General features: G+C 69.5%; 25 protein-coding genes and 2 riboswitches. Of the genes, 15 read left to right on the forward strand and 10 right to left on the reverse strand.

Annotated features, from left to right (window positions below; translation table 11 throughout):
- Together AruCF_RS09235 and AruCF_RS09240 are read left to right on the forward strand one after the other, a co-directional pair.
- Positions 1-840 (forward strand): extracellular catalytic domain type 1 short-chain-length polyhydroxyalkanoate depolymerase (locus AruCF_RS09235; RefSeq protein ID WP_254431183.1); only part of this gene is annotated, 840 nt, incomplete at its 5' end.
- 190 nt (positions 841-1,030) lie between these two features.
- Positions 1,031-1,543 carry a DUF1993 domain-containing protein gene (locus AruCF_RS09240; protein WP_054419645.1) on the forward strand — a complete coding sequence of 171 codons (513 nt, stop codon included), beginning with the start codon at positions 1,031-1,033 and terminating at the stop codon, positions 1,541-1,543.
- 75 nt (positions 1,544-1,618) lie between these two features.
- Here the strand turns inward: AruCF_RS09240 and AruCF_RS09245 are convergent, their stop codons facing one another.
- Together AruCF_RS09245 and AruCF_RS09250 are read right to left on the reverse strand one after the other, a co-directional pair.
- Positions 1,619-2,122 carry a VOC family protein gene (locus tag AruCF_RS09245; protein ID WP_054419646.1) on the reverse strand — a complete coding sequence of 168 codons (504 nt, stop codon included), beginning with the start codon at positions 2,120-2,122 and terminating at the stop codon, positions 1,619-1,621.
- Positions 2,123-2,249: 127 nt separating this feature from the next.
- Positions 2,250-2,621: a DUF1428 domain-containing protein gene (locus tag AruCF_RS09250; protein ID WP_054419649.1), complete on the reverse strand. Its 372-nt coding sequence runs from the start codon at positions 2,619-2,621 to the stop codon at positions 2,250-2,252.
- 170 nt (positions 2,622-2,791) lie between these two features.
- Here AruCF_RS09250 and AruCF_RS09255 point away from each other — a divergent pair, with 170 nt between their 5' ends.
- Entirely contained in the window at positions 2,792-3,766 is a 975-nt protein-coding gene (locus AruCF_RS09255) for a GlxA family transcriptional regulator (RefSeq protein WP_054419652.1), read from the forward strand.
- 55 nt (positions 3,767-3,821) lie between these two features.
- Here AruCF_RS09255 and AruCF_RS09260 read toward each other — a convergent pair whose 3' ends face one another.
- A complete protein-coding gene (locus AruCF_RS09260) occupies positions 3,822-4,865 on the reverse strand; it encodes a transporter (protein WP_063570358.1) in 1,044 nt (347 codons plus the stop codon).
- Between the two features lie 112 nt (positions 4,866-4,977).
- On the opposite strand from AruCF_RS09260, the gene AruCF_RS09265 reads away from it, so the two are divergent.
- The 3 genes from AruCF_RS09265 (at position 4,978) to AruCF_RS09275 (ending at position 7,540) form a co-directional block, all read left to right on the forward strand.
- The gene (locus AruCF_RS09265) at positions 4,978-5,784 is read left to right on the forward strand and encodes a DinB family protein (protein ID WP_059271635.1); all 807 of its coding nucleotides are present in this window, start codon (positions 4,978-4,980) and stop codon (positions 5,782-5,784) included.
- A complete protein-coding gene (locus AruCF_RS09270) occupies positions 5,781-6,518 on the forward strand; it encodes an alpha/beta fold hydrolase (protein WP_063570282.1) in 738 nt (245 codons plus the stop codon). Before AruCF_RS09265 ends, AruCF_RS09270 begins: the two co-directional genes overlap by 4 nt.
- Before the next feature lie 74 nt (positions 6,519-6,592).
- Complete coding sequence (locus tag AruCF_RS09275; RefSeq protein ID WP_063570283.1) at positions 6,593-7,540, forward strand: Dyp-type peroxidase; 948 nt, start codon at positions 6,593-6,595, stop codon at positions 7,538-7,540.
- Positions 7,541-7,557: 17 nt separating this feature from the next.
- On the opposite strand, the gene AruCF_RS09280 is transcribed toward AruCF_RS09275, so the two are convergent.
- Together AruCF_RS09280 and AruCF_RS09285 are read right to left on the reverse strand one after the other, a co-directional pair.
- Complete coding sequence (locus tag AruCF_RS09280) at positions 7,558-8,004, reverse strand: SRPBCC family protein (RefSeq protein ID WP_063570284.1); 447 nt, start codon at positions 8,002-8,004, stop codon at positions 7,558-7,560.
- A 113-nt stretch (positions 8,005-8,117) separates the two neighbouring features.
- Positions 8,118-9,821, reverse strand: a complete 1,704-nt coding sequence (locus AruCF_RS09285; RefSeq protein WP_063570285.1) for an NAD(P)H dependent flavin oxidoreductase family protein — start codon at positions 9,819-9,821, stop codon at positions 8,118-8,120.
- A gap of 81 nt (positions 9,822-9,902) precedes the next feature.
- On the opposite strand from AruCF_RS09285, the gene pdxR reads away from it, so the two are divergent.
- The 3 genes from pdxR (at position 9,903) to AruCF_RS09300 (ending at position 13,153) form a co-directional block, all read left to right on the forward strand.
- Positions 9,903-11,420 (forward strand): MocR-like pyridoxine biosynthesis transcription factor PdxR, encoded by a 1,518-nt coding sequence (gene pdxR / locus AruCF_RS09290; protein WP_083036669.1) that lies wholly within the window; start codon positions 9,903-9,905, stop codon positions 11,418-11,420.
- A 56-nt stretch (positions 11,421-11,476) separates the two neighbouring features.
- On the forward strand, positions 11,477-12,265 hold the full coding sequence (locus AruCF_RS09295) for a PhzF family phenazine biosynthesis protein (protein ID WP_063570287.1): 789 nt from the start codon (positions 11,477-11,479) through the stop codon (positions 12,263-12,265).
- A 144-nt stretch (positions 12,266-12,409) separates the two neighbouring features.
- Positions 12,410-13,153 (forward strand): sulfite exporter TauE/SafE family protein, encoded by a 744-nt coding sequence (locus tag AruCF_RS09300; protein ID WP_063570288.1) that lies wholly within the window; start codon positions 12,410-12,412, stop codon positions 13,151-13,153.
- 99 nt (positions 13,154-13,252) lie between these two features.
- Here AruCF_RS09300 and AruCF_RS09305 read toward each other — a convergent pair whose 3' ends face one another.
- From AruCF_RS09305 to AruCF_RS09315, 3 genes are all read right to left on the reverse strand, one after another.
- A complete protein-coding gene (locus AruCF_RS09305; protein ID WP_063570289.1) occupies positions 13,253-13,582 on the reverse strand; it encodes a type II toxin-antitoxin system RelE/ParE family toxin in 330 nt (109 codons plus the stop codon).
- Positions 13,579-13,860: a type II toxin-antitoxin system Phd/YefM family antitoxin gene (locus AruCF_RS09310; protein WP_054419673.1), complete on the reverse strand. Its 282-nt coding sequence runs from the start codon at positions 13,858-13,860 to the stop codon at positions 13,579-13,581. Before AruCF_RS09310 ends, AruCF_RS09305 begins: the two co-directional genes overlap by 4 nt.
- A gap of 164 nt (positions 13,861-14,024) precedes the next feature.
- Positions 14,025-15,254: a D-amino acid dehydrogenase gene (locus AruCF_RS09315; protein WP_063570290.1), complete on the reverse strand. Its 1,230-nt coding sequence runs from the start codon at positions 15,252-15,254 to the stop codon at positions 14,025-14,027.
- A gap of 44 nt (positions 15,255-15,298) precedes the next feature.
- A riboswitch (glycine riboswitch) is annotated at positions 15,299-15,385 on the reverse strand.
- A gap of 1 nt (position 15,386) precedes the next feature.
- Positions 15,387-15,477, reverse strand: a riboswitch (glycine riboswitch).
- A gap of 137 nt (positions 15,478-15,614) precedes the next feature.
- On the opposite strand from AruCF_RS09315, the gene blaELC reads away from it, so the two are divergent.
- From blaELC to AruCF_RS09345, 6 genes are all read left to right on the forward strand, one after another.
- Entirely contained in the window at positions 15,615-16,931 is a 1,317-nt protein-coding gene (gene blaELC, locus AruCF_RS09320; RefSeq protein ID WP_254431184.1) for an ELC family class C beta-lactamase, read from the forward strand.
- Positions 16,932-17,016: 85 nt separating this feature from the next.
- Positions 17,017-17,442 carry a CopD family protein gene (locus tag AruCF_RS09325; protein ID WP_054419679.1) on the forward strand — a complete coding sequence of 142 codons (426 nt, stop codon included), beginning with the start codon at positions 17,017-17,019 and terminating at the stop codon, positions 17,440-17,442.
- A gap of 201 nt (positions 17,443-17,643) precedes the next feature.
- Positions 17,644-18,483, forward strand: a complete 840-nt coding sequence (locus tag AruCF_RS09330) for a MetQ/NlpA family ABC transporter substrate-binding protein (protein ID WP_054501990.1) — start codon at positions 17,644-17,646, stop codon at positions 18,481-18,483.
- 91 nt (positions 18,484-18,574) lie between these two features.
- Positions 18,575-19,693, forward strand: a complete 1,119-nt coding sequence (locus tag AruCF_RS09335; RefSeq protein WP_083036672.1) for a methionine ABC transporter ATP-binding protein — start codon at positions 18,575-18,577, stop codon at positions 19,691-19,693.
- On the forward strand, positions 19,671-20,327 hold the full coding sequence (locus tag AruCF_RS09340; RefSeq protein WP_026383015.1) for a methionine ABC transporter permease: 657 nt from the start codon (positions 19,671-19,673) through the stop codon (positions 20,325-20,327). The genes AruCF_RS09335 and AruCF_RS09340 overlap by 23 nt, the downstream gene beginning before the upstream one ends.
- A 46-nt stretch (positions 20,328-20,373) precedes the next feature.
- Complete coding sequence (locus AruCF_RS09345) at positions 20,374-21,570, forward strand: trans-sulfuration enzyme family protein (RefSeq protein WP_083036674.1); 1,197 nt, start codon at positions 20,374-20,376, stop codon at positions 21,568-21,570.
- A gap of 130 nt (positions 21,571-21,700) precedes the next feature.
- Here the strand turns inward: AruCF_RS09345 and AruCF_RS09350 are convergent, their stop codons facing one another.
- A complete protein-coding gene (locus tag AruCF_RS09350) occupies positions 21,701-22,786 on the reverse strand; it encodes a hypothetical protein (RefSeq protein WP_157130036.1) in 1,086 nt (361 codons plus the stop codon).
- A gap of 36 nt (positions 22,787-22,822) precedes the next feature.
- Positions 22,823-23,266 carry a hypothetical protein gene (locus tag AruCF_RS09355; protein ID WP_054419686.1) on the reverse strand — a complete coding sequence of 148 codons (444 nt, stop codon included), beginning with the start codon at positions 23,264-23,266 and terminating at the stop codon, positions 22,823-22,825.
- Between the last annotated feature and the right edge of the window lie 245 nt (positions 23,267-23,511).

The following is a 23,511-nucleotide window of genomic DNA, read 5'->3' on the forward strand; positions in this document are numbered from 1 at the left end:
CTGACCTTCGCCCGCTATACCCCGCCGACGGCGGCGCGCCAGGGCATGCCGGTGGTGGTGATGCTGCACGGCTGCCGCCAGACCGCGCTGGCCTTCGCGCGCGGCTCGCGCATGAACCAGTGGGCCGACGCCGGCGGGTTCATGGTGCTCTATCCGCAGCAGTCCATGACGCGCCAGGTGCAGCGCTGCTGGCGCTGGTTCCAGCCCGACGCGCAGCACGGCGGCGCCGAGGCCGACCTGATCGCCGCGCTGATCCAGGCCGAAGTGGCGCGCCATGGGCTGGATCCGGAGCGGGTCTACATCGCCGGCCTGTCGGCCGGCGCCGGCATGGCGGCCCTGGTGGCGTTGCGCCATCCCGCCCTGATCGCGGCGCTGGCCATGCATTCGGGGCCGGTGGTGGGCGACGCGAACAACGCCGCGGCCGGCCTGCACACCATGCGCCGCGGCTCGATCAAGGCGCTGCCGCAGCTGCTGCAAGAGGTGGCCGACCCGGCGGTGTTCCACCTGGGCATGCCGGCCATGATCCTGCATGGGCAGATGGACCCGGCGGTCGCGCCGCGCAACGCCCGGCAATTGTTCGAACAGTTCCGCGCGGTCAATGGCCTGGGCGCCGAGGTGCCCACGGTCGAGCGGGTGCTGGGCCTGGGCACCGAGAAGGCCTACCGCCGCGTCGACCTGCTGCGCAACCGCAAGACGGTGCTGCGCCTGTGCGAGATCACCCGCGTCGAGCACGGCTGGAGCGGCGGCGACGCTTCGGTGCGCTATCACGCGCGCAGCGGTCCGGACGCCTCGGCGCTGATCTGGCGCTTCTTCCAGGGGCAGCGGCGCGTGGCCGCATAGGACGGGCGAGCGGATCGCCAGTCGGGCTCGCGCCAGGCCGGCAACCGCGCTATTGTTCGAAAAACGCATATGCATATGTCGCCGCCGGCGCCCGCCGCGCACGCCAGGTCGGCGCTAATATCGCGGCACGTCCGGCGACCCGGCGCCCTGTCGCGCGCCGGCCGGCAACGCTTTTTTTCGGAACCTCATCATGTCCCTGACCATGTACCAGGCCTCGGTGCCTGTCTTCATCCGCGGCCTGACCGTGCTGGCCGCGCTGCTGGAAAAAGGCGCGGCCCACGCGGCCGCCAACGGCATCGATCCGGCCGAGCTGGTCAACGCCCGGCTGGCGCCCGACATGTACCCGCTGTCGGGCCAGGTGCAGCGCGCCAGCGACGCCTCCAAGTTCGCCGTGCAGCGCCTGTCGCAGGTCGAGTCGCCGCGCTTTCCCGACGAGGAAGCCACGTTCGAACAGCTGCAACAGCGCGTCGCCGACACCATTGCCTACCTGCGCTCGGTGCCGGCCGACAAGCTCGACGGCGCCGAAAGCCGCAAGGTCACGCTCAGCTTCGGCGAGTTCAAGCCGGAGTTCCAGGGCGATGCCTATCTGCTGACGTTCGCGCTGCCGAACTTCTACTTCCATGTCACCACCGCCTACGACATCCTGCGCCACGCCGGCGTGGCGATCGGCAAGCTGGACTTCCTCGGGCCGTATCCGGCCTGAGCGCGAGCGGCGGGGGGGCGCCGCCCCATCCGGCGCGCGGCGGGCGGGCGCCGGGCATCGCCCGGCGACGCGCCGTCAGCCGGGCTTGTGGGCGGGATCGCCGCAGCCTTCCATCGGGCCCAGCTTGGCCAGGTTCGCCTGGACTTCCTCGGGCGTCAGGTCTTCCTTGTGGGTGGCGATGGACCAGCGATGGCCGAACGGATCCACTACCTGCCCATAGCGGTCGCCCCAGAACATGTCGGCCGCCGGCATGGTGACCTGGGCGCCGGCCGCCACCGCCTGCTTCATGGCCGCATCAACGTCCTTGACGTACAGGTGCAGCGTCACCGGCGTGCCCTTGAGCGCCTTGGGCCCGAGGCTGCCCCATTCGGGAAAGTCGTCCATCAGCATCATCACCGAATCGCCGATGCGGATGGCCGCGTGCATGATCTTGCCGTCGGGGCGGGGCAGGCGCGCCAGTTCCTGGGCGTCGAACGCCTTGCGATAGAACGCGAGGGCATCCGAGGCCCCTTCGCACACGATGTGCGGGGTCAGGGTGTGCATGCCGTCGGGAATGGCCTGCTTTGCGGGGGTCGCCATGATGTGTCTCCGAAATTCCTGGTTGAAGGTGAATGCCTGCGGGCAGGGCGGGGCGCCGGCGCGCCTGCGCCCGTCCTTGTCCCACGACGAATGGCGGCCGCCGGGATCGACAGGACCGCCGTTTTTTTTATTGGGCGCGCGCCGTTTTGCCGACCAGCGTGGTGAAGCCGCCCCAGCACATGCGCTTGAAGTCGAACACACCCTCGCACGACATGCCGGTCAGGCGCGGGTCGGCCATGACCTTGGCGTTGATGCGGTCGCGGTCGGCCTTGCTGGCGAACGCGATCCACGAGAACACCACCGTCTCGCCTTCGCGCGCGCTGGCCGCCGCGCTGAACGAGCCGAAACCCTCGCCGTCGATATCGTCCGCGACGCATTCGCGGAATTCCAGCGCGCCGTTCTCCAGCCAGATCGAGCCGGCCAGCTCTGCCATCTTGCGATAGGTCTCGATGTTGGCCTTGGGCACGCTCAACAGGTAACCGTCTATGTACTGTTCCATCTGATGCTCCTTGACTCCGTGTTGTTGTGTGGGACTGGCGCGCAACCCGCATTTGCGCGCCGGTCGTGTCGGCAGCGGTGCCGGCAGATGTCACTGTATCGGGATCGGCGGCGCTTTCAGATAGGCGTTTGCGACATTCTTGAGGGTGGATTGCGACAGGCCGCAGGCGTATGCTTGGCGGCATGAAAAACATCGCTTTCCTGCTGCCCGGCGGCGCCAATATCGCCTCGCTGGAAACCGCCCGGCACGGCTTCCTGGTGGCCAACGAATACCTGGCCGCGCAGGGCCGGCCGCCGCGCTTCACGGTGCGCACGCTGGCCGCCACGCGCCAGGTCAGCCTGGACGACGGCCGCATCACGGTGCAGGCCGACCTGGTGCTGGACGAGGCCCGCGATATCGACATCTGCATCGCGCCGCCGTTGCTGGGCGCGGTGTCCGACGCGGTGCTGTCCAACCGCGAACTGATCGAATGGCTGGCCCGCCACTACCGCGGCGGCGGCGAAGTGGCCAGCCTGTGCCTGGGCGCGGCGCTGCTGGCCGCCGGGGGATTGCTGGATGGCCAACAGGCGGTGGTGCACTGGGCGGCGCGCAACCTGTACGCCAGCCTGTTCCCGGCGGTGGACTGGAGCTGCGACCGCGTGGTCCAGTCCGGCAACGGCATCTACACCAGCGGCGGCGCCTTTTCGGCCGCGCACCTGGTGCTGCACCTGATCGAGAAATACACCGACCGCGACACCGCCATCTGGTGCGCCAAGTATTTCCAGCTGGACTGGAGCCGCCAGAGCCAGCTGCCGTTCTCGGTGTTCATGGGCCACAAGTCGCACGCCGACCAGGTGGTGCGCGCGGTGCAGGACTACATCGAAAGCCGCTATACCGAGAAGATCACCGTCGAGGACCTGGCCGACCGCCACGCCATGGGCCGCCGCACGCTGGAACGGCGCTTCCGCCAGGCCACCGGCAACAGCATTGTCGAATACCTGCAGCGGGTGCGCGTCGAGGCCGCCAAGAAGCGCCTCGAAAGCTCGCGCAAGAGCGTGGCCGAAGTGATGTACGAGGTCGGCTACAACGACACCAAGGCCTTCCGCGACATCTTCAACAAGTATTGCGGCATGTCGCCGGTGGGCTATCGCGAACGCTACCAGTAGCGCCCTGGGGGAGCAGCGCGCGCATTGTCGCCGCGACGCCCGGCGGCGGCGAGCTTCAGCCCATGCGGCGCCGGCGGAACGCCAGCCAGGCCACGAAGCCCGTGAAGGCCGCCACCAGCAGGCAGATGATCCAGAAGCCATGGTGGTCGTCCGATAGCGGAATGCCGCCCACATTCATGCCGAACAGGCCGGCCATGATGTTGATGGGCAGCGCCAGCACCGTCACCAGCGTCAGGGTGAAGAGCGTGCGGTTGTTCTGTTCGTCCAGCCGCGCCGCCATTTCCTCCTGCAGCAACTTGATGCGTTCGACCAGTCCGGCCATGTCGCCCAGCACCACCGAGAATTCCTCGGTCGACTCGCGCAGTTCCTGCACGTCGCGCGGGCGCAGCCAGGCCGGCGGACGCGCCAGCAGGCGGAATACCGAACCGGGTTCGGGCGCCAGCGTGCGCTGCAGCCGCACCAGCACCCGGCGGGTGGCCGCCAGGTCGAGCCGTCCCGGGCCGCCGCGCGCGGCCAGGAAATGGTCCTCGATGGCATCGACGTCGACACTGGCCTTGCGCACGATCTCGATCATCAGGTCGGCCTGGTCGCGCATCAGGTGGGTCAGCAGCTCGGCGGGCGACCCGAACGGCTCGCCCCGCCGCACATGTTCGCGCAGGCGGTCCAGCGACCGCAACGGCTTGCGCCGTAACGTGACCAGCAGCTTGCGATGGGCGCAGGCCCACAGCGTCGAGACCTGCGCCGGCGTGCGGTCGAAATCGAAAATCACATCGTTGAACACCGCCACCAGCGTGCCTTCGTGCTGTTCGATGCGGGTCGAATGGGCGTCCGCGCCCAGCATGCCGATGAAGGTCTCGGGCAGGTTCAGGTGCGCTTGCAGCCAGCGCACGCAGCCGGCCTGCGACAGGTTCAGGTGCAGCCACAGGAAGGCGCCATCGTCGCCGCCGTCATCGGCGCCGGCCTCGGCGGCGCGCGCCAGCAGGTCGGCGACCGCGGGCGAGGCGATCTCGGCGGCGGGGCCGCCGCCGGCGAACCGGAACGCGCAGATCAGGCCGGAGATGTCGGATTGGTAGTCGGCCGCTGCCGCTGGGGTCGTCATGATGCGCGATGGTGACGCGGCAATGTGACCGTTCGGCGACAGCGGCCGGGCCTTGACGGGCGGGCGCAAGGTAACGTATCGTTTTGAGCTGTTATAAAGACCTCCCCCCTTCATGCATTCCCGTTTCGACCGGTTCCGCGCCACCCCCCTGGGCCAGCAGCTAGAGGCGCTTATCGACGACCCCGCGCGCTACGCGGAATACGCGGCCCTGTCGCGGGTCGGCGTGGCCGCCGTCGCCGCCATTGCCGACGACATCCAGGAAAGATTCCCCGAAGTGGCGCAGGACACCACCGCCCGCCAGTTCTGCGGCGCGCTGGTGGCCGACCGCATGCGGCGCCAGGGCCACGAGGTGGTGCAGGCGCGCGGCCGCATCGGCGGCGCGGTCTTCAGCTATGGCGCGGTGTTCAGCCCGCGGCCCGTGGTGCTGCCGTTCGCCGAGGTCGTCGCCGGCCTGGCCCGCATGCCCGAGGCGCTGGCCGCGCGGATGGCGGCCATCGCCCCGGCCTGGCGCCGTCGGCGGCCCGCCGGCACCGGCTTTTCGATGACCGAGCACGTCTGTCACCTGCGCGACCTGGACAGTGTGTTCGCGCAGCGCATCGAAGCCATCCGCACGATGCCGCTGCCCGTCATCGCTTGCGTCGACGGCACCGCCCTGGCGGCCGAGCGCGCCTATCAGGACCAGGACCCGGAGCTTGCCCTGGCCGCCTTCCGCCGCGGCCGCGAACACTTGTGCGCCGCGCTGCGTCCGCTGGATGCCGCCACGCTGGCGCGTTGCGGCCTGCGCGACGGCCTGCACCGCATGACGCTGGAGCAGATCGTGCGCGAACTGCTGGACCACGACCGCACCCACTGCCTGGAGCTGGAGGAACTGGCCGCCGAGCTGGCGCAGGACGGCGCCGCCGGGAGCCGCGTCGCATGACGCCGCCGCCCGTCGTCCGCATTCATGGCCTGATCGGCGCGTTCGACTCGCCCGGGGGGCTGGCTGGCCACGTGGCCCCGCCGTTGCTGGGCTACGGGCCGCATCAGTCCATGCCCGCCGCCGGCATTTCGCTGCCGGCCCAGGTCGAGCACTTGCGCGCTTACCTCGACCGGCACTTTCCCGGCGAGGCCGTGGATCTGGTGGGACATTCAGTGGGCGGCGCGGTCGCCATGCTGCTGGCCCACGCCTATCCGCGACACGTGCGCCGCATCGTCAACGTCGAAGGCAATTTCACCCTGGCCGACGCTTTCTGGTCGGCCTCGGTCGCCCGCATGGACGCCGCCGCGGCCGAGGCCATGCTGGAGGGATTCCGCGCCGACCCGCTGGCCTGGCTGGCGCGCGCGGTCGATGCGCCGGCTCCGCATTGGCGGGCGGTGGCCAGCCGCTGGCTCGCTCTACAGCCGGCGGCCACGCTGCGCGCCATGGCGGCCTCGGTGGTCGCGGTCACGGGCGCGCCGGATTATCTGCCGGCATTGCGGCAGGTGTTCGCCCGCCACCCCGTGTACTTGCTGTCGGGCCGGCGTTCGCACGATGGCTGGGACGTGCCCGAGTGGGCCTGGCGCGCCTGCGCCGGCCATCAGGTGCTCGACGACTGCGGCCACCTGATGATGCTGGAGCGGCCCACGGCGTTCGCCGCGGCGCTGCGGCAATGCCTGGGCCACGATCAGGTGTGAGACGCGGGGCGAGTCGGCTATATTGCAGGCGCCTCATTCATCCTTCCGGCCCTCGCGGGCCGCAGCCCGATCCCATGTCCGAAAAACCCGTAGAACCGCAGGCCGTCCTCCGCCCCAACGCCCGCTATGCGATCTTCATCGTCGCCACGCTGAACCCCGGCGCCGACAACGCCGCCGCCGTGCGCGCCTGGTGCGAAGACGTGGCCACGCTGGTGCGCACCGTCGGCACGCGCGCCGTGGCCGCCGATCTGTCCTGTGTCTGTGGCTTCGGCTCGGCCGCCTGGAACACGCTGTTCGGCGCGCCGCGGCCGGCCTCGCTGCACCCGTTCCGCGAAATCGGCAGCGGTGAACGCGTCGCGGTGTCCACGCCCGGCGACATCCTGCTGCACATCCGCGCCGAAGCCATGGACGCCTGCTTCGAGCTGGCCGCGCTGCTGGTGGCGGGGCTGGGCTCGGCCGCCACGGTGGTCGACGAGGTGCATGGTTTCCGCTACTTCGACCGCCGCGCCATCATCGGTTTCGTCGACGGCACCGAGAACCCGCAAGCCTTCGAGCTGCCCGGCTTCACCCTGATCGGCGACGAAGACGCGGCGTTCGCCGGCGGCAGCTATGTGCTGGTGCAGAAGTACCTGCACGACATGACCGGCTGGGAAGCGCTGCCCACCGAGGAGCAGGAACGCATCATCGGCCGCCGCAAGCTCAGCAACGTCGAGCTGCCCGACGGCGTCAAGCCGAGCAATTCGCACAGCGCCCTGACCACCCTGGACGAAGGCGGCCAGGAGGTCAAGATCCTGCGCGACAACATGCCGTTCGGGCGCGCCGGCGCGGGCGAGTTCGGCACCTATTTCATCGGCTACGCGCGTTCGCCCGCGCCGATCGAGCAGATGCTGGAGAACATGTTCGTCGGCCGTCCCGCCGGCAACTACGACCGTCTGCTCGACTACAGCCGCGCCGTCACCGGCAGCCTGTTCTTCGTGCCGTCGGCCGAACTGCTGGAAGCGCTGGCCGAGCGCGCGGGCTGACCCTCGCGCCGGCCGCTTCACTCGGGAATCTGCGGCTCGACCAGCCGCATCAGCTGGGCCAGCGATTCCTGCCAGCCCAGGTAGCACATCTCCGGCGGGATCACCGCCGGGATGTGCTCCTGCACCACCGTCATTTCCGTGCCGCAGGACACCGCGCGCAGCGTGATCGTGGTCTGCATCCGGCCGGGCAGGTTGGGTTCGTCGAATTCGTCGGTGTAGCGGATCTTCTCGCCCGGCACCAGTTCCAGGTATTCGCCGCCGAAGCCGTGGGCGTGACCGCTGCCGAAATTGCGGAACGCCATGCGGTGCCGGCCCCCGACCTTGGCGTCCAGTTCGAAGACTTCACAGGTAAAGCCATAGGGCGGCAACCACCTCACCACGGCGTCGGGTTCGAGGAAGGCGCGATACACGGTCGCGGGCGCGGCGCGCAGGACGCGGTGCAGGGTTACGGTGCCAGTCGTCATGATGAATCCCCCTTTGATGGGAAGTGGTGGGCGTACCGGGACGACGTTCGAGCTTCCCCCGGATCGACACGGGTGGCATTGGGACAAACCCTAGGGTGTTCGCCCGCCGCGGGTCAGGCCATCTCCCGCAACAGCACGTCCTCATGGAACGCCCCGATCGGCAGCGTCCGGTCGCGCACCTGGATCTCCAGCACCCAGATGCCGTCGGCCGGCACGAACCCGGCCTGCGCCAGCTGATGCCTGCCGTACAGCGCGTGCGGAAAATCCGCCACCCGGTGGCCCGGCACCTCGCGCACCAGTTCGCAACCATAGTCGCGCGCGTGGGCCTCGGCGCGGTCGTACAGGGCCGCGCCGGTCAGCCCCCGCAGCCAGTCCTCGCGGGTGCGCCGGAACACCTGGCGCGCGGCTTCGGCGCAGCGCCGGCGGTCGGCATCCGCGCCCAGCACGAAGGTATCGCCATAGTCGCCCTCGTAACCGTCCCAGACCGGGCCGATGTCCACCACGAACACGTCATCGTCGCGCAGCCGGCGCTGGAAATCGGTGGGCTGCACCGCTGGCGACTGCGAGTCGGGGCCGAAGCGCACGTAGGTCGGGTGCCAGTTGTGCGAGGCGCCCATGCGGCGCAGGTGGGCATCGGCCGCCGTGACCGCCTCGCGCGTGGTCATGCCGGGCCGCAGCAGCGCGGCAATCTCGCGCACCGCCTCGCGCGAGCGGCGGCGGGCGTCGAGGATACCGTCCAGGCTGAAGCGCGGGCCCACCTGCTCCCACGGGTGGGCGGGGGCCGGCGCGACGTGCGTGGCGGGCCGGTCCCGCGCCGGCACGAAAGCCTCGGACACGAAGCGGTCCGGCGGCAGGCCGGCCGCGCACAGGCGTTCGCGCGCCGCACGCACCATGGCCGGGTTGCCGCAGGCGTAGGCGACCGTGCGCGGCCAGTCGTGGTTCGCCGCCAGGGCGGCGTCCTGCACGTGCCAGGCGGGCACGGCGGACGTTCGCGACAGCACCGCCTGCCATTGGAACCCGCTGTGCTTGCCCTGCAGCGCGTTGAGCCGCGGCGCCGCGTAGCAGTCGTCTTCGTCGCGGCCGCCCCAGTAGAGCGTGACGCGCTTGATGCGCGGGTCCTGCAATGCCGTCATCATGATCGCGTGGACGCCGGCATAGCCGGTGCCCGTGGCCAGCAGCACCAGGTGTTCGACCGCCTCGGGCCAGCCCCGCGCCGGCCAGACACAGGCGCCATGCGGACCCGTCAGGGTCAGCGTGTCACCGGGCATCAGGCGTGGCAGCACCCGGTCGGTGAAACCGCCGCCGGGCACGCGCCGGATATGGAATTCGAGCCGGGCGGGGCCGGCCGCGACCGGCACGCTGGCGATGGAGAACGGGCGCTCGCCGCCATCGTCCATCAGCAAGCGCGCATGCTGCCCGGCCTGCCAGGCGAAGGCCCCGGCGGCATCGCGCGGCGCCACGATCAGCTGGGTCACATCGGCGGTCAGCGGCACCCGCGACAGCACGGTCGCCGGGTACTGGCGCGCGGGCTGCGCCGGCGCCTGCCAATGCGCAAAGCGCAGCGTCAGGTCGCCGGCCGCGCGGCACTGGCACATCAGCAGTTCGTCGGGGGCGGTGACATAGGTGCGCTCGGTGGGCGGCGCGATGCGGGCGTAGGCGCCGCCGGCTGCCTGGGCCCGGCACGACCCGCACTCGCCGCGCTGGCAGGAAAACGGCACGGCCACGCCCTGGGCCAGCGCGGCCTCCAGGATCGAGGTGCTGCCATCACTGGTGAAGCAGCCGTGCGCGAGGGTGATGGTGTGGGCGGGCGTGGACATGGCGCGATTCCGGTGGCGTGCCCCAGGGGGCGATGGGGGCAATGTAGCGATAGAATGGCCCGATGAAATAGGGCCATTTTCATGAACCAGACCAAGCCACTTTCTCGCGACACCCGCCAGGAGGCCAGCCTGGACCTGCCGGTCGATTCGCCGCGCCCGGACGAATCCAAGCAGTCCTGGGTGTACCGGCAGATCCGCGAACGCATCCTGCGCGGCGTCCTGCCCTCGGGCGGGCGGCTGCCATCCACCCGCAGCCTGGCGGCGCGCTGGCACGTCGCCCGTTCCACCGTCGAGGCCGCCTACGACCAGTTGCGCGGCGAAGGCTATACCGCCGGCGCGGTCGGGTCCGGCACCTATGTGGCGGCGGTCATCCCGGATAATTTCTTTCGCCACGGACTGCCGGGCGACGCGGCCACGGCGCCTGCCGCCACGTCCGACGCGCCGCCCGCGGCGGGCCGCGCGCCACGCCCGGACCGGGATGCCGACCATTCGGTTCCCCCCTTGCGGCACGAGCCCCCCTTCACCGCGCGCGGCGCCGACGCCTCGCTGTTTCCCATGGCGGCCTGGCGCCAGGGCCTGCTGGCCAGCGCCCGGCGCGTCACGGCGGCGCAATTGGCGCGCGAGGATCCCCAGGGCTGGCAGCCCTTGCGCGAACAGATCGCGCGTTACCTCGGCGCGGCGCGCGGCATTGCCTGCGACGCCGACCAGGTGGTGGTGCTGACCGGCATCCGCGACGGCCTCGACCTCAGCGCGCGCCTCTTGCTCACGCCGCGCGACAAGGTGCTGGTCGAGGACCCCGGCTACCTCAACGCCCTGCCGCTGTTCAGTCAGTACACGCGGCGCGTGGCGCCGGTGGCCATCGACCAGCACGGCTTTTCGGTGGCGCGCGCCCGCCGCCATCGCGGCGTCAGGCTGGTGCACGTGACGCCGGCGCACCAGTCGCCCACCGGCGTCACCATGCCGGTGTCGCGCCGCCTGGAGCTGCTGGACTGGGCGGCACAGGCCGGCTGCTGGATCCTGGACGACGACTACGACAGCGAATTCAACTACGACGGCGCGCCGCTGGCCGCCCTGAAAAGCCTGGACCGCGCCGACCGCGTGATCCACTGCGGCAGTTTCAACAAGACCCTGTACAACGCCCTGCGCATCGGCTATGCGGTGCTGCCGCGGCCGCTGGTGGCGGACTTTGCCCGCGCCCGCTACCTGACGGGACGCTCCAGCAGCATCGTCGAGCAGATGACGCTGGCGGCGTTCCTGGAAAGCGGCGGCTTCGCGCGCCATGTGCGGCGGGCGCGGGCGATCTACGCGCAGCGGCGCGACCGGGTGCTGCGCATGCTGCGCCAGGCGGCGGGCGCGGCGCCGCTGCGCGTCAGCGGCGAGCATGCGGGCTTTCACCTGGTGTGGTGGCCGCCGCCCGGCTTCGACGTGGCGGCGCTGCTGGCAAGGGCGCGCACGCGGGGCCTGGGCCTGCAGCCGGTCGCGCAATTCTGCCGGCGCGTGTCCTGGCCGGCGGGCGTGGTGATCGGCTACAGCGCGCGCCAGGAAGCGGACCTGGACGGCCTGGAGGCGCTGCTGCGGGAAGTCGCGGGCGTTTCGTAGCAAAATGCGGCATGGCGGCGACGTGTCCCGCCTTCACCGTTTTTCCAGGATTTCTCATGCCGAAACTCGATCTCTACCAGGTGGACGCCTTTTCCGCCGTGCCCTTCGGCGGCAATCCCGCCGCCGTGGTGCCGCTGCAGGCGTGGCTGCCGGACGCCACGCTGCAACGCATCGCCGAAGAGAACAACCTGTCCGAGACCGCCTACGTCGTGCGCCGCGGCGACGTCCACGAGCTGCGCTGGTTCACGCCGAAGGTCGAGGTCGACCTGTGCGGACACGCGACCCTGGCGACCGCCTGGGTGCTGTTCGAGCAATTGGGCGCCAGCGAAGACGTGCTGCGCTTTGCCACCCGCAGCGGCGAGCTGCGGGTACGGCGCGCCGGCGACGCGCTGGCGATGGACTTCCCCGCCAGGCAGCCCGTGGCCGAAGCCATCCCCGAGGGCCTTCTGCGCGCGCTCGGCCTGCCGGCGGCGCGCGCGCTGTATCGCACCGACGATTACCTGGTGGTGATCGACGACGAAAGCCTGATCGACGGCCTCGCGCCCGACTTCGCCGCGCTGGCGGCGTTCGACGTGCGCGGCGTGGCGGTGACGGCGCCGTCCGCTCGCTACGACTTCGTGTCGCGCTGGTTCGGCCCGCGCGTCGGCGTCAACGAAGACCCAGTGACAGGGTCGGCGCATACCTCGCTGGCGCCGTACTGGGGCGAGCGGCTGGGCAAGACAGAACTGACTGCCGAGCAGGGCGGGGCGCGCAAGGGCCAACTGCGCTGCGAACTGCGCGACAACGGCCGCGTCATCATCAGCGGCCAGGCCGCGCTGTACCTGCGCGGCACGATCTTCCTGTGATCGCGGCCGCCATCACCGAAAACCTATCGCGTCATCAGCACTTCAAATAGGGGCGCCGCGATGCGCGCCTAGAATCTGCCGTCACGAGATCCGGGCGAGCCGAACGGCCTGCCAGCGGACGCGACGACAAGGAGACGCAGGGCAATGGATGCGGTGTGGATAGTCGCCATCGGCGCGGCCGTGGCGGGGTTCGTGCAGGGCCTGTCGGGCTTTGCCTTCGGCATGGTGGCCATGTCGTTCTGGGCCTGGGTGCTGGACCCCCGGCTGGCGGCGGCACTGGCGGTGTTCGGCGCGCTTACCGGGCAATTGCTGGCGGTGTTCTCGGTGCGTCGCGGCTTCAACTGGGCGCTGCTGTGGCCTTTCCTGCTGGGCGGCCTGGCCGGCATTCCGCTGGGCGTCCTGGTCCTGCCGCACCTGGACATGGACTGGTTCAAGGCGGTGTTGGGCGCGCTGCTGGCGCTGTGGTGCCCGGTGATGCTGATGGCGCAGCGGCTGCCGCGCATCGGCGGCAACCGCTGGGGCGATGGCGCGGTGGGGCTGGCGGGCGGCGTGCTGGGCGGCATCGGCGGCTTTGCCGGCAGCGTGCCGACGCTGTGGTGCACCCTGCGCGGCTTCAACAAGGACACGCAGCGCGCCGTGATCCAGAACTTCAATCTGTCGATGCTGTCGGTGACCATGGCGATCTACCTAGCCACCGGCATCGTTACGCGCGACATGGCGCCGATGTTCGCGGTGGTGGCGCCGGCGATGCTGATCCCCACGCTGCTGGGCACGCGTTTGTATATCGGCATTTCCGACGTGACGTTCCGTCGCGTAGTGCTGGGGCTGCTGACGTGCTCGGGCCTGACGCTGCTGGCGTCGTCGGTGCCGCAACTGCTGGCGCGCTAGCGATGCCGATGACCGGCGTGTGGCGGCATTGCGGGCATGGCTGCGGGAAGAGGCGGGGCATCTTGCCGTTGTCTGACCCGCAGGGCGCGCAAGCTGCGACTATCGCTTGCCAAGGTGGCGTAGCGGCCTGCGCGCCAGTTTGGACTTGAAGTCCTGCCGGTAGTCGCAAATGAGGTGGACGTACACGGTTGTACCAATCACTTCATAGATCACCCGATTCTTTGCCGCGATGATCTCCTGGAAATGCGTGGCGGGAAGTTCCGCTGGCGTATGCCCGGATTGGGGGAATTGTTCCAGGTTTTGAATGGCTCGCTTGATCTTCGAATAGGCCGTCAGCCATGTCTTTTGCGAAAAGTGCTTGCGGATATAGCGGCGTATCTCTCGCAGGTCTTCTTCGGCGCCATCAAGCAAAAGAACTTGATGGTTCACTCTTCGTCTTCCTCATCCAACGCATCTATGCGGGCGAACACGTCTGCGGCACGCGAGACCCGGCCTTCCTCGATTTCCCGCCGTCCGTGGGCAAGCAGCTGTAGCAGGGCCATCGCTTGCTCCTGCTCCTCGAAACTCTTGACGTCCATGACGACGAGCTTGGCTTCGCCGTTCTGCGTGATGAGCAGGGGTTCGCGTGTTTCGGTCAACGTCGTGACGATCTCGGCGGCGTGGCTCTTGAGGTAGGAGATGGGTTTGACTTGGGTCGAATACTTCATGGCGCGGACTCCCTGTGGTTAGGGTATAGACTGATTGTAGTCTTTATTTAGTCCGGCCATGAATTGGGGTGGGTCTTATTGTCCCCGGGAGAACCATGGCCGCTTTTTGGTGCGCTTGTCCATCGCGGTCATGATCTCCCGGCGTGCCATCTCCTGCAATGGGCTTAAGGCAACGCCACCGCCTGCCTGACGCTCGCCGCCAGCATTTGCGCGGTCGCCGCCGACAGCGTCCATCCCAGATGCCCATGCCCGGTGTTGTAGAACACGCCCGGCCGCTTACCGGGGCCGACGCGCGGCATCATGTCGGGCATCATCGGCCGCAGGCCGCACCATGGCACCACGCGCGCGGTGCGCACGCCGGGGAAATGGCGGCGCGTCCAGTCCACCAGCGGCTGGATGCGTTCGGCGCGGATGTCCAGGTTGAAGCCGTTGAACTCGGCGGTGCCGGCCACGCGGAAGCGGTCGCCCAGGCGGCTGGTGACGATCTTGGCGGCCTCGTCCAGCAGGCTCACGGTGGGCGCGGCGGCCTGGCTCGCGGCGTCGTCCAGGTGCACGCTGATCGAATAGCCCTTGACCGGATAGATGTTCAGGCGGTCGCCCAGTTGCCGCGCGAACTGGCGGCTGGCGGCGCCGGCGCAGACCACGATGGCGTCGGCTTCGTGCTGTTCGCGCCGCGCGCCTTCTTCACGCGCGATATCCAGCACGTAGGGCAGGCCGTCGCGGCTGATGGCGCGGATGTCCGCGTCCTGTTCGAAACGCACGCCGCGCCGCGCGCAGGCCTGCGCCAGGCCGCTGGTGAACTTGTGGATGTCGCCGGTGGCGTCGGACGGCGTGTAGAAGCCGCCGTGGCAGGGCGTCTGCAGCGTCGGCTCGATGCCGCGGATTTCCTCCGGCGTGACGGCGTGCCGCTCCAGTCCGCCTTCGCGCAGCAGCGCATTGGCGCGGCGCGCGGTCTCGAAGCTGGCGGCGTCGTGGTAGATGTGCAGGATGCCGCGGCGCTCCAGGTCGAAGTCGATGCCTTCCTCCTCGGCCATGGCGTACAGGTGCTGGCGCGCTTCGATTGCCATGCGGGTGGTGGCGATGGTGTTCTGGCGGTAGTTGCGGATCTGCCCCATGAACTGGGCCAGCCACGAATACTTGTGCCAGCTCGGGCGCGGATTGAGCAGCAGCGGCGCGTCGTGGCGGCCCAGCCAGCGCAGGCCCTTCATGATGGTGGCGGCGCTGTTCCACACTTCGGCATTGCTGGCGGACAGCTGGCCGCCGTTGGCAAAGGACGTCTCCATGGCGGGATAGCGCTGGCGGTCGTAGACGGTGACGTCATAGCCCAGTTTGCTCAAGGCGTAGGCGGACGTGACGCCGGTGATACCGGCGCCGATGATGGCGATGCGGGGCATGATGGCTCCAGATGGCGTGGCCACGACCCAATGATCGTGGCACCCCATCTGTCTCTGTACCTGAGAGCTTCACCCGGGCGCGGCGGCGCGGGTTCCCCTTCGGTGGGCGCCAGGCGCCTCTCTCCAGATTGTCTAGACCGCGCAGTCCTGTTGCCTGAGAGTTTCCGGGGCGGTTGCTCCGTCGGCGCCCGCCACGGGGGCGGGACTCTTCTGCGGGGTTTTGAATCGACGCACCGAGAATAGCCAAAATTCGTCGCGCGCGGGACTCAGGGTTAATACCAGGGGAGGCGCCGGATTGGCTCTACACTGGGCGCCGAACCGCCGGCACGCGCCGGCCGGAAAACGAAAGGACGACCCCGCATGCGCGTTCCGGCAATGTTCCGTATTTCCCTGCTGGCCATGACGTCGACGCTGGCCCTGGCCGGCGCGGCCTCGGCCAGCCCGGCCGTTGCGCAAGCGCCCGCTGCCAAGGCCGCCACGGCATCGACCTCCGCATCCACGCCCGCATCCACGCCCGCATCCACACCCGCATCCACACCCGCATCCTCGCCGGCATCCACCGCCAAGGCATCCGCGACGCCGGCATCCACGCCCGCCAAGGCCGATCGCGCCACCGCCGCCGTCGACGCCGCCGTGGCCGAGGTCATGCGCGAATACGGCATCGCCGGCATGGCCATCGGCGTCAGCCGCGACGGCGAGCAGCGCTTCTTCAACTACGGCGACGCCTCGCGCGCGCCGCGCCGCGCGGTCTCCAGCGACACCCTGTTCGAACTGGGGTCGATCAGCAAGACCTTCACCGTCACGCTGGCCGCCTACGCCCAGGCCACGGGCCGCCTGTCGCTCACCGACAGCCCGGCCAAGTGGGTGCCCGAGCTGCAAGGCAGCGAATTCGCCAGGCTGACGCTGGTGCACCTGGCCACGCACACCGCAGGCGGCTTCCCCTTGCAGGTGCCGGACGCGGTGCAGAGCATGGCGCAACTGATGGACTACCTGAAGGCCTGGACCCCGCGGTACGCGCCCGGCACGCGCCGCACCTACGCCAACCCCAGCATCGGCATGCTGGGCGTGGTGGCGGCGCGCGCGCTGGGCGAGCCCTACGTGGTGGCGATGGAGCAGCGGCTGTTTCCCAAGCTGGGCCTGCGCGATACCTACCTGGAAGTGCCGCCGGGCAAGATGTCCGACTACGCCCAGGGCTACGACAAGCAGGATGCGCCGGTGCGCGTGAACCCGGGCGTGCTGGCCGACGAGGCCTATGGCGTGAAGTCCAGCGCCCGCGACATGCTGCGCTTCGTCGAGATCAACCTGGGCACCGCGCCGGTCGATGCCACGCTGCAGCGCGCCATCGCCGAGACCCACACCGGCTATTACCAGCTGGGCGCGATGACGCAGGACCTGATCTGGGAGCAGTACCGTTACCCGGTGTCGGTGGACGAGCTGGTGCACGGCAATTCCGCCCAGGTCGCGTTCGAGACCCTGCCGGTCAAGGCCCTGCAACCGCCGCTGGCGCCACAGCAGGCGGTGTGGATCAACAAGACCGGCGCCACCAACGGTTTCGGCGCCTACGTGGCGTTCGTGCCGTCGCGCAAGCTCGGCATCGTGATCCTGGCCAACCGCAACTATCCGAATGAGGCGCGGGTGCGGCTGGCGTTGCGGGTATTGAAGGCGCTGGCGCCGTGAACGCCGGCATCGGTCTTTGCCGCAGCGCAAACCCGTCGCACCCGATCCCACCCCGGCGCCCGCCGCTGCGGCGATAATCGCGCGCATGACCTACCAATTACTCAAAATGCTGCATGTCGCCGCCGTGGTCGCATGGCTGGGCGGCTCCCTGTTCGTGTCGCTGTTCCTGCTGTCGTCGCAGCCGCCCGACAGCGACGAGGCGCCCAAGGAACGCAGGATGCTGGGCGCGCTGCGCCGCTGGACGCTGCTCGTGACCACGCCGGCGATGGTGCTGGCGTGGCTGGTCGGCCTGCACCTGGCCGTGACCTTCGGCTGGTTCGCGATGACCTGGATCTGGATCAAGATCGCGCTGGCGCTGGTCCTGTCGGGCCTGCTGGGCGTGCAGAGCGCGGCCTTGCGCCGCCAGGCCCAGGGCAGCGCCAAGCGCGCGCCGCTGGTCGACCTGTACGCGCCGCTCACGGTGGTCGCCGCGGCGGTCATCGTGACGCTGGTGGTGGTCAAGCCGTTCTGAGGCGGGGCGTGGCGCCTGGCCGCGTCCCGCGGCCAAGCCTTGCCCGCGCGCGTCATGGTCGCGGCAGGGCGCCACTTATGCGCCGGCGCCATATCCAAACGCCCCTGTAATAACGACTCAACCAACTATTCGTTCGCGCGCGCAGGGGCCATCCCTAGAATCGTCTGCTCATAACCGTATCGACTGAGAGGCGATTTCCATATGACTCCCCGCACTTACACCGCCCGCGCGGGCACGCTGGCCAAGGCCCTGCTGGGCGCCGTGCTGGCCGCGGCCGCCATGTTCCACGGGCCGGCTTTCTCGGCCGATCCCAAGCCGCTCAAGGTCGGCGTGCGCGGCGGCGTCGACGAGCAGATCTGGGAAGTGGTGGCGCAGGTCGCCAAGAAGAACGGCCTGGCGGTCGAACCGGTGGTCATCACCGGCACCGCCAGCCCCAACGAGGCGCTCAACAACGGCGACCTGGACGCCAACGCGTTCCAGCACATCCCGTTCCTGAACGACCAGATCAAGCAGCGCGGCTACAAGCTGGTGTCGGTGGCCAATACGCTGATCTCGCCCATCGCCTTCTATTCGAAGAAATACAAGTCGCTGCAGGCCTTGCCCGAGGGCGCCAAGGTCGGCATCCCCAACGACCCCAGCAACCAGACCCGCGCGCTGGTGATCCTGCGCGACCAGGGCCTGATCACGCTCAAGGACGGCTTCGATCCGGCCACGGGCACCGCCACGCTGGCCGACGTGACCTCCAACCCGCGCAAGCTCGACTTCGTCGAAAGCGCCTCGGTGGTCCTGGCGCGTTCGCTGCCCGACGTCGACACCGCCGCCATCGTCAACAGCTTCGCCTACCAGGCCGGGCTGATCGCCACGCGCGACGGCATCGCGGTCGAGAAGAAAGAGAACAACCCCTACGTCAACATCATCGCCGTGCGCGAGAAAGACAGGAACGCGCCCTGGGTGCCCGAGCTGGTCAAGGCCTATCACTCCGAGGAAGTGCGCCAGTTCATCCTGAGCAAGTACGAAGGCTCGGTGATTCCGGTCTTCTGAGCCGGAAGGCGCGGCGGCGCCAGCCGGCGCCGCCGCCATCCTCGCTCGCGGAGCGGCACGCGCCGCCGCGCGGGCGGCTCGGGAACACAGCATGATGCAACACGACATCCCCCTGGCGGATCCGGCCCTGCGGCCCGCCGCCGCCGCGGCGCAAGACGCCCACATCGTTTTCGACGGACTGCAGAAACGCTACCAGGGCCCGCGGGGCACGGTAACGGCGCTGGCCGATATCTCCTTTTCCATCGGGCGCGGCGAGGTGTTCGGCATCATCGGCCGCAGCGGCGCCGGCAAGTCGACGCTGCTGCGCTCCATCAACATGCTGGAACGCCCCAGCGCCGGCCAGGTGCGGGTTGACGGCGTGGACGTCGGCGGCCTGGACGAGGACGCGCTGGTCGGCCTGCGGCGCCGCATCGGCATGATCTTCCAGCACTTCAACCTGCTGTCGGCCAAGACGGTGGCGCAGAACGTGGCGCTGCCCTTGCGCGTGGCGGGCGTCAAGCCGGCCGAGGCGCGCGCCAAGGTCGACGCGCTGCTGGACCTGGTGGGGCTGCGCGACAAGGCCGACACCTATCCGTCCAAGCTGTCCGGCGGGCAGAAGCAGCGCGTGGGCATCGCCCGCGCCCTGGTGCATGACCCGGAGATCCTGCTGTGCGACGAGGCCACCTCGGCGCTCGACCCCGAAACCACGCAGTCGATCCTGGCGCTGCTGCGCGACATCAACCGCAAGCTGGGCCTGACGGTGGTGCTGATCACGCACGACATGGCGGTGATCCGCGAGGTCTGCCACAAGGTGCTGGTGCTGGATGGCGGCCGCAAGGTCGAGCACGGCGGAGTCTGGCGCGTGTTCGGCAATCCGCAGGCCGACGCCACCCGCGCGCTGTTGCGGCCCTTGCAGCATGACCTGCCGGCCGACCTGGCCGCGCGGCTGGTGCCGGAGCTGGCGGGCCTGGCGGGCAGGGCCGGCCTGGCGGTGCTGCGCCTGCGCTTCACCGGCCAGGGCCGCCCCGAGGGCGTGTCGCTGCAGGCGCTGGCGGCGCTGGGTCCGGGCGCGACGCTGCTGCACGGCGGGCTGGACCGCCTGCGCGGCCACGCCCACGGCAGCCTGCTGGTGTCGGTGCCGGCCGCCGTTCTACAGGAAGAGGCCGCGCGCGCCGCGCTGGTGGCCGATCAGATCGAGGTACTGGGCTATGTCGCTGCCGATGCTGGATAAATACCTGCAGGCCTTCCTGCAGACGCTGACCATGGTGGGCGTGTCCGCGCTCATCGCGATCGCCGCCGGCCTGACGCTGGCGGTGGTGCTGACCGTCACCGCGCCGGGCAACCTGTATCCGCGGCCGCGCCTGAACAAAGCGCTGTCGATCACCGTGAACACGTTCCGCGCCATCCCCTTCATCATCCTGCTGGTGGCGATGCTGCCGTTCACGCGCATGCTGGTCGGCACCACGCTCGGCACCTGGGCCGCCATCGTGCCGCTGTCGGCCAATCTGGTGCCGTTCTTCGCGCGCATCGCCCAGGTCAGCCTGAACGATGTCGATCACGGCCTGGTGGAGGCCGCGCGCGCCATGGGCTGCCGCCGCTGGCACATCGTGCGCCATGTGCTGCTGCCCGAGGCGCTGCCCGGCATCATCGGCGGCATGACCGTCAGCGTCATCGCCATGATCAACGCCTCGGCCATGGCCGGCGCGGTGGGCGCCGGCGGCCTGGGCGACCTGGCCATCCGCTACGGCTACGAGCGCTACGAGACCCGCGTGATGTTCGAAGTGATCGTGATCCTGATCGCGCTGGTCTCGATCGTGCAATTCACCGGCGAATGGCTGTCGCGCCGCGCCGACCACAAGCGCTGACGGCGCCGCGCCGTCCGCATCCCCGAGCTGATTCCCGGAGGTATCCATGTCCGACTCGCAACACCACGGCTTCGCCACCCGCGCCATCCACCTGGGCTACGACCCGCTGGACGAGCAGGGCGCGCTGTCGCCGCCGCTCTACCTGACCTCCACCTACACCCAGGACAGCATCGAGGCTTTCGACCGCATCCGCCTGGGCGAAGAATCGGGCTACGTCTACGGCCGCACCCGCAACCCGACCCAGGCCCTGCTGGAAGAGCGGCTGGCCTCGCTCGAAGGCGCCGAGGCCGGCGTGGTCACCGCGTCGGGCATGGCGGCGATCTCGGCCACGCTGCTGTCGCTGCTGCAAAGCGGCGACGAGATCGTGGTCGACCAGATCGTCTACGGCACCGCCTTCACGCTGTTCGCGCAGGGGCTGCCGCGGCTGGGCATCAACGCCGTGTTCGCCGACTTCACGCGCCCGGAAACCGTGGCCGCCGCCATCGGCCCCAAGACCCGCGCGGTCTATTTCGAGACGCCGGCCAACCCCAACCTGCGGCTGGTCGACATCGCCGCCATCTCGACCATCGCGCGCGGCAAGGGGCTCTTGACCATCGTCGACAACACCTTCGCCACGCCGGTGCTGCAACGGCCGCTGCAACACGGCGCCGACATCGTGCTGCATTCGGCCACCAAGTACCTGGGCGGCCACGGCGACCTGCTGGCCGGGGCGGTGGTTGGTCGCAAGCAGCACATCGACACGATCCGCCTGCAGGGGCTGCGCTATTTCACCGGCGCGACGCTGTCGCCGTTCACCGCCTTCCTGGTGCTGCGCGGCCTGAAGACGCTGGAATTGCGGGTCGAGCGTCACAGCGAATCGGCATTGAAGGTGGCGAAGTTCCTGCGCGAACACGCGGCCGTGGCCGACGTGTTCTATCCGGGCCTCGCGGGCACGGCCGGCGCCGAGATCGCGCAGCGCCAGCAGGCGGCCGGCGGCGGGCTGGTGGCGTTCGAGTTGAAGGGCGGGCTGGCCGCGGGCCGGCGCCTGCTGAACAGCCTGAAGCTGGCGCGCATCGCCGTCAGCCTGGGCGATCCGGAAACGCTGATTCAGCATCCGGCCACCATGACGCACGCCAGCTACACGGCCGAGGATCGTGAAAAGTATGGTCTGTCGGAAGGCCTGCTGCGCTTGTCGGTCGGGCTGGAAACCGCCGCCGACATTCTGGCCGATCTCAAGCAGGGGCTGGATCAGGCGGCAAGCTGACGCGTGATCGCGCCCGGCACGCCTTCGTGCCCGGGCGCGCTGGCCTCGGGAGCGCCGTGCCCGCCACGGGCCGGACGTTCATGGGCCAGGGCGGTCGGGCCGCGGTTCACCCGGGACGCCATCGGCGGCGTCAACGCAGCGCCGAGGTCAGGCTGTCGAATTGCTGCGATTCCAGCCGCGCCCGTTCCTCGGTCAACTGGCGCACCGCCAGTTGATGCGCGCGGAACCGGTTCAACAGGCTGTCGCGGTCGAACACGATCTCGTTGTGCTCCACGCGCCACGCGCGGCGGTTGTCGTCCAGCAGGTTGATCATCTTTTCGAATTCGTCCAGCGTTTGGCGCTCCAGGTCCCAGTTGCGCGCCAGCGTCGCCTTCTGCTGCGGGCGCGCCTTGATCGCGCCCTCGACCATGCGGTTCTTCTGCTCCTCGCTCAGATCGAGCGTGCGGATGGTGACAGGCACGTCCGCCAGCAGCCGCTGGTTCTGCTGGCTGTATTTCCGCACCACGCGCTGCGATTGCTCCAGGATCAGCCGGCTTTCCACCATGCCGCGATCGCGCGCCAGCCGGTTGGGGATGAACAGTTCGGACAAGCGCACCTCGTCCAGTTCGCGCATGTAGGCGCGGTACTGCGCCACGCGCTGCGCCAGGAGGATCTTGACGCCGCGTTCGATCTCGCCATACACGCCGCGCGCCTTGGGCGTGGTGTCGATGTCGGGCACGTCGCCGGGCGGGTGGTCGGGGGCGTTGAGCGCGGCGCGCATCCATTCGCCGGTGCGGCGGATCTCGGCCAGCGCGGTGGCCTTCTGCGCTTCGCGGTAGGCCGAGAGGCCGGCCAGGGTGACGGCGACCGCCGCCAGTACCAGGCCCGTGGCGAAGGCGATGCGCATGCGGTGCAGCGGGGTGCGCAAGCGCTTGAACAGCGACAGCGCCGCGATGGCGATGGCGGCGGGCAGCAGCAGCGCGAGGGCGCTGCCGAACGCGCTGCCGACCCGATAGCCCAGCGCTTCGGCGGCGTCAGCCCCGACGGGCGCGCTATCGCGCTTGAACGCAAGCACGGCCAGCCACAAGCCGAGGTACAGGATCCAGGTCCAGGCGCGCAGCGCGCGGCTTGGCCGCGGTCGCGCGGGGGCGGTGGCCGGCGGGGGCGATGGCGGCGTGTCGGCGCCTTCCGGACTCAAGGTGGGTTCTGTGCGCGTGTCCACGGAAGCGGCGATCACGAAATATTTAGCATCAGATGTTACCGTGCGACCTTTTCAGGCGCAATGCGGATCGCGCCGCCAGCCCACCCATTCGCCCTCGCCGGCGAAGTGGCGAGGCCCCCGCGCCGCGACCGCCAGGCCATCGCGCAGCGCGCGCCGGTCCAGGCCTGGCATGTGCCGCAGCAGGGCGGCCGGCAGGGCGTCGGGATCGAGATGTTCCTGGCCGAACTCCACCGCCATCAATGCGCCTTCGTCGCGTACCCGGAGATACCAGAGTCCTTCCATGCAATCACCGATCCACGGGTCCGGAAACAGCGCCGGGGTGAAGCGGAAACCGAATTCGCAGACATCGTCCCACGGCCAGAACTGGCGGCGGCCCGGGCCGTCGGCGGGGCCAAGGGCGCGAGTGAAGCCGGCGTCGTCGAACTGGATGGTTTCGGCGTACGGATCGGGCGGGGCGGGCGGGCCGTCGAGCAGGCGTCTGAGCAAGGACCACATGCAAGGGAAAGGAGCGGGGGGAAGGCTGCAGTGTAGCGGCGGCCATGCCGCCACGGGGCGCGGCCCGGGCCGGATATTGCTGCAAGAATGTTACAAGCATTGATGCACGTCAATCCCATGCGCCGTAGCGCGCGTTAGGGTTGAAGTTTTTCCTGACGGGTCGCCGGCGACTGTCCCGGCCAACCGGAATCGGACCACACGCGCAGCAAGGACAGTACTGATGACAGACAAGACCCCAGCAAGCT

The sequence above is a fragment of the Achromobacter ruhlandii genome (assembly GCF_002082135.1).
GTDB classification, from domain to species: domain Bacteria; phylum Pseudomonadota; class Gammaproteobacteria; order Burkholderiales; family Burkholderiaceae_B; genus Achromobacter; species Achromobacter ruhlandii.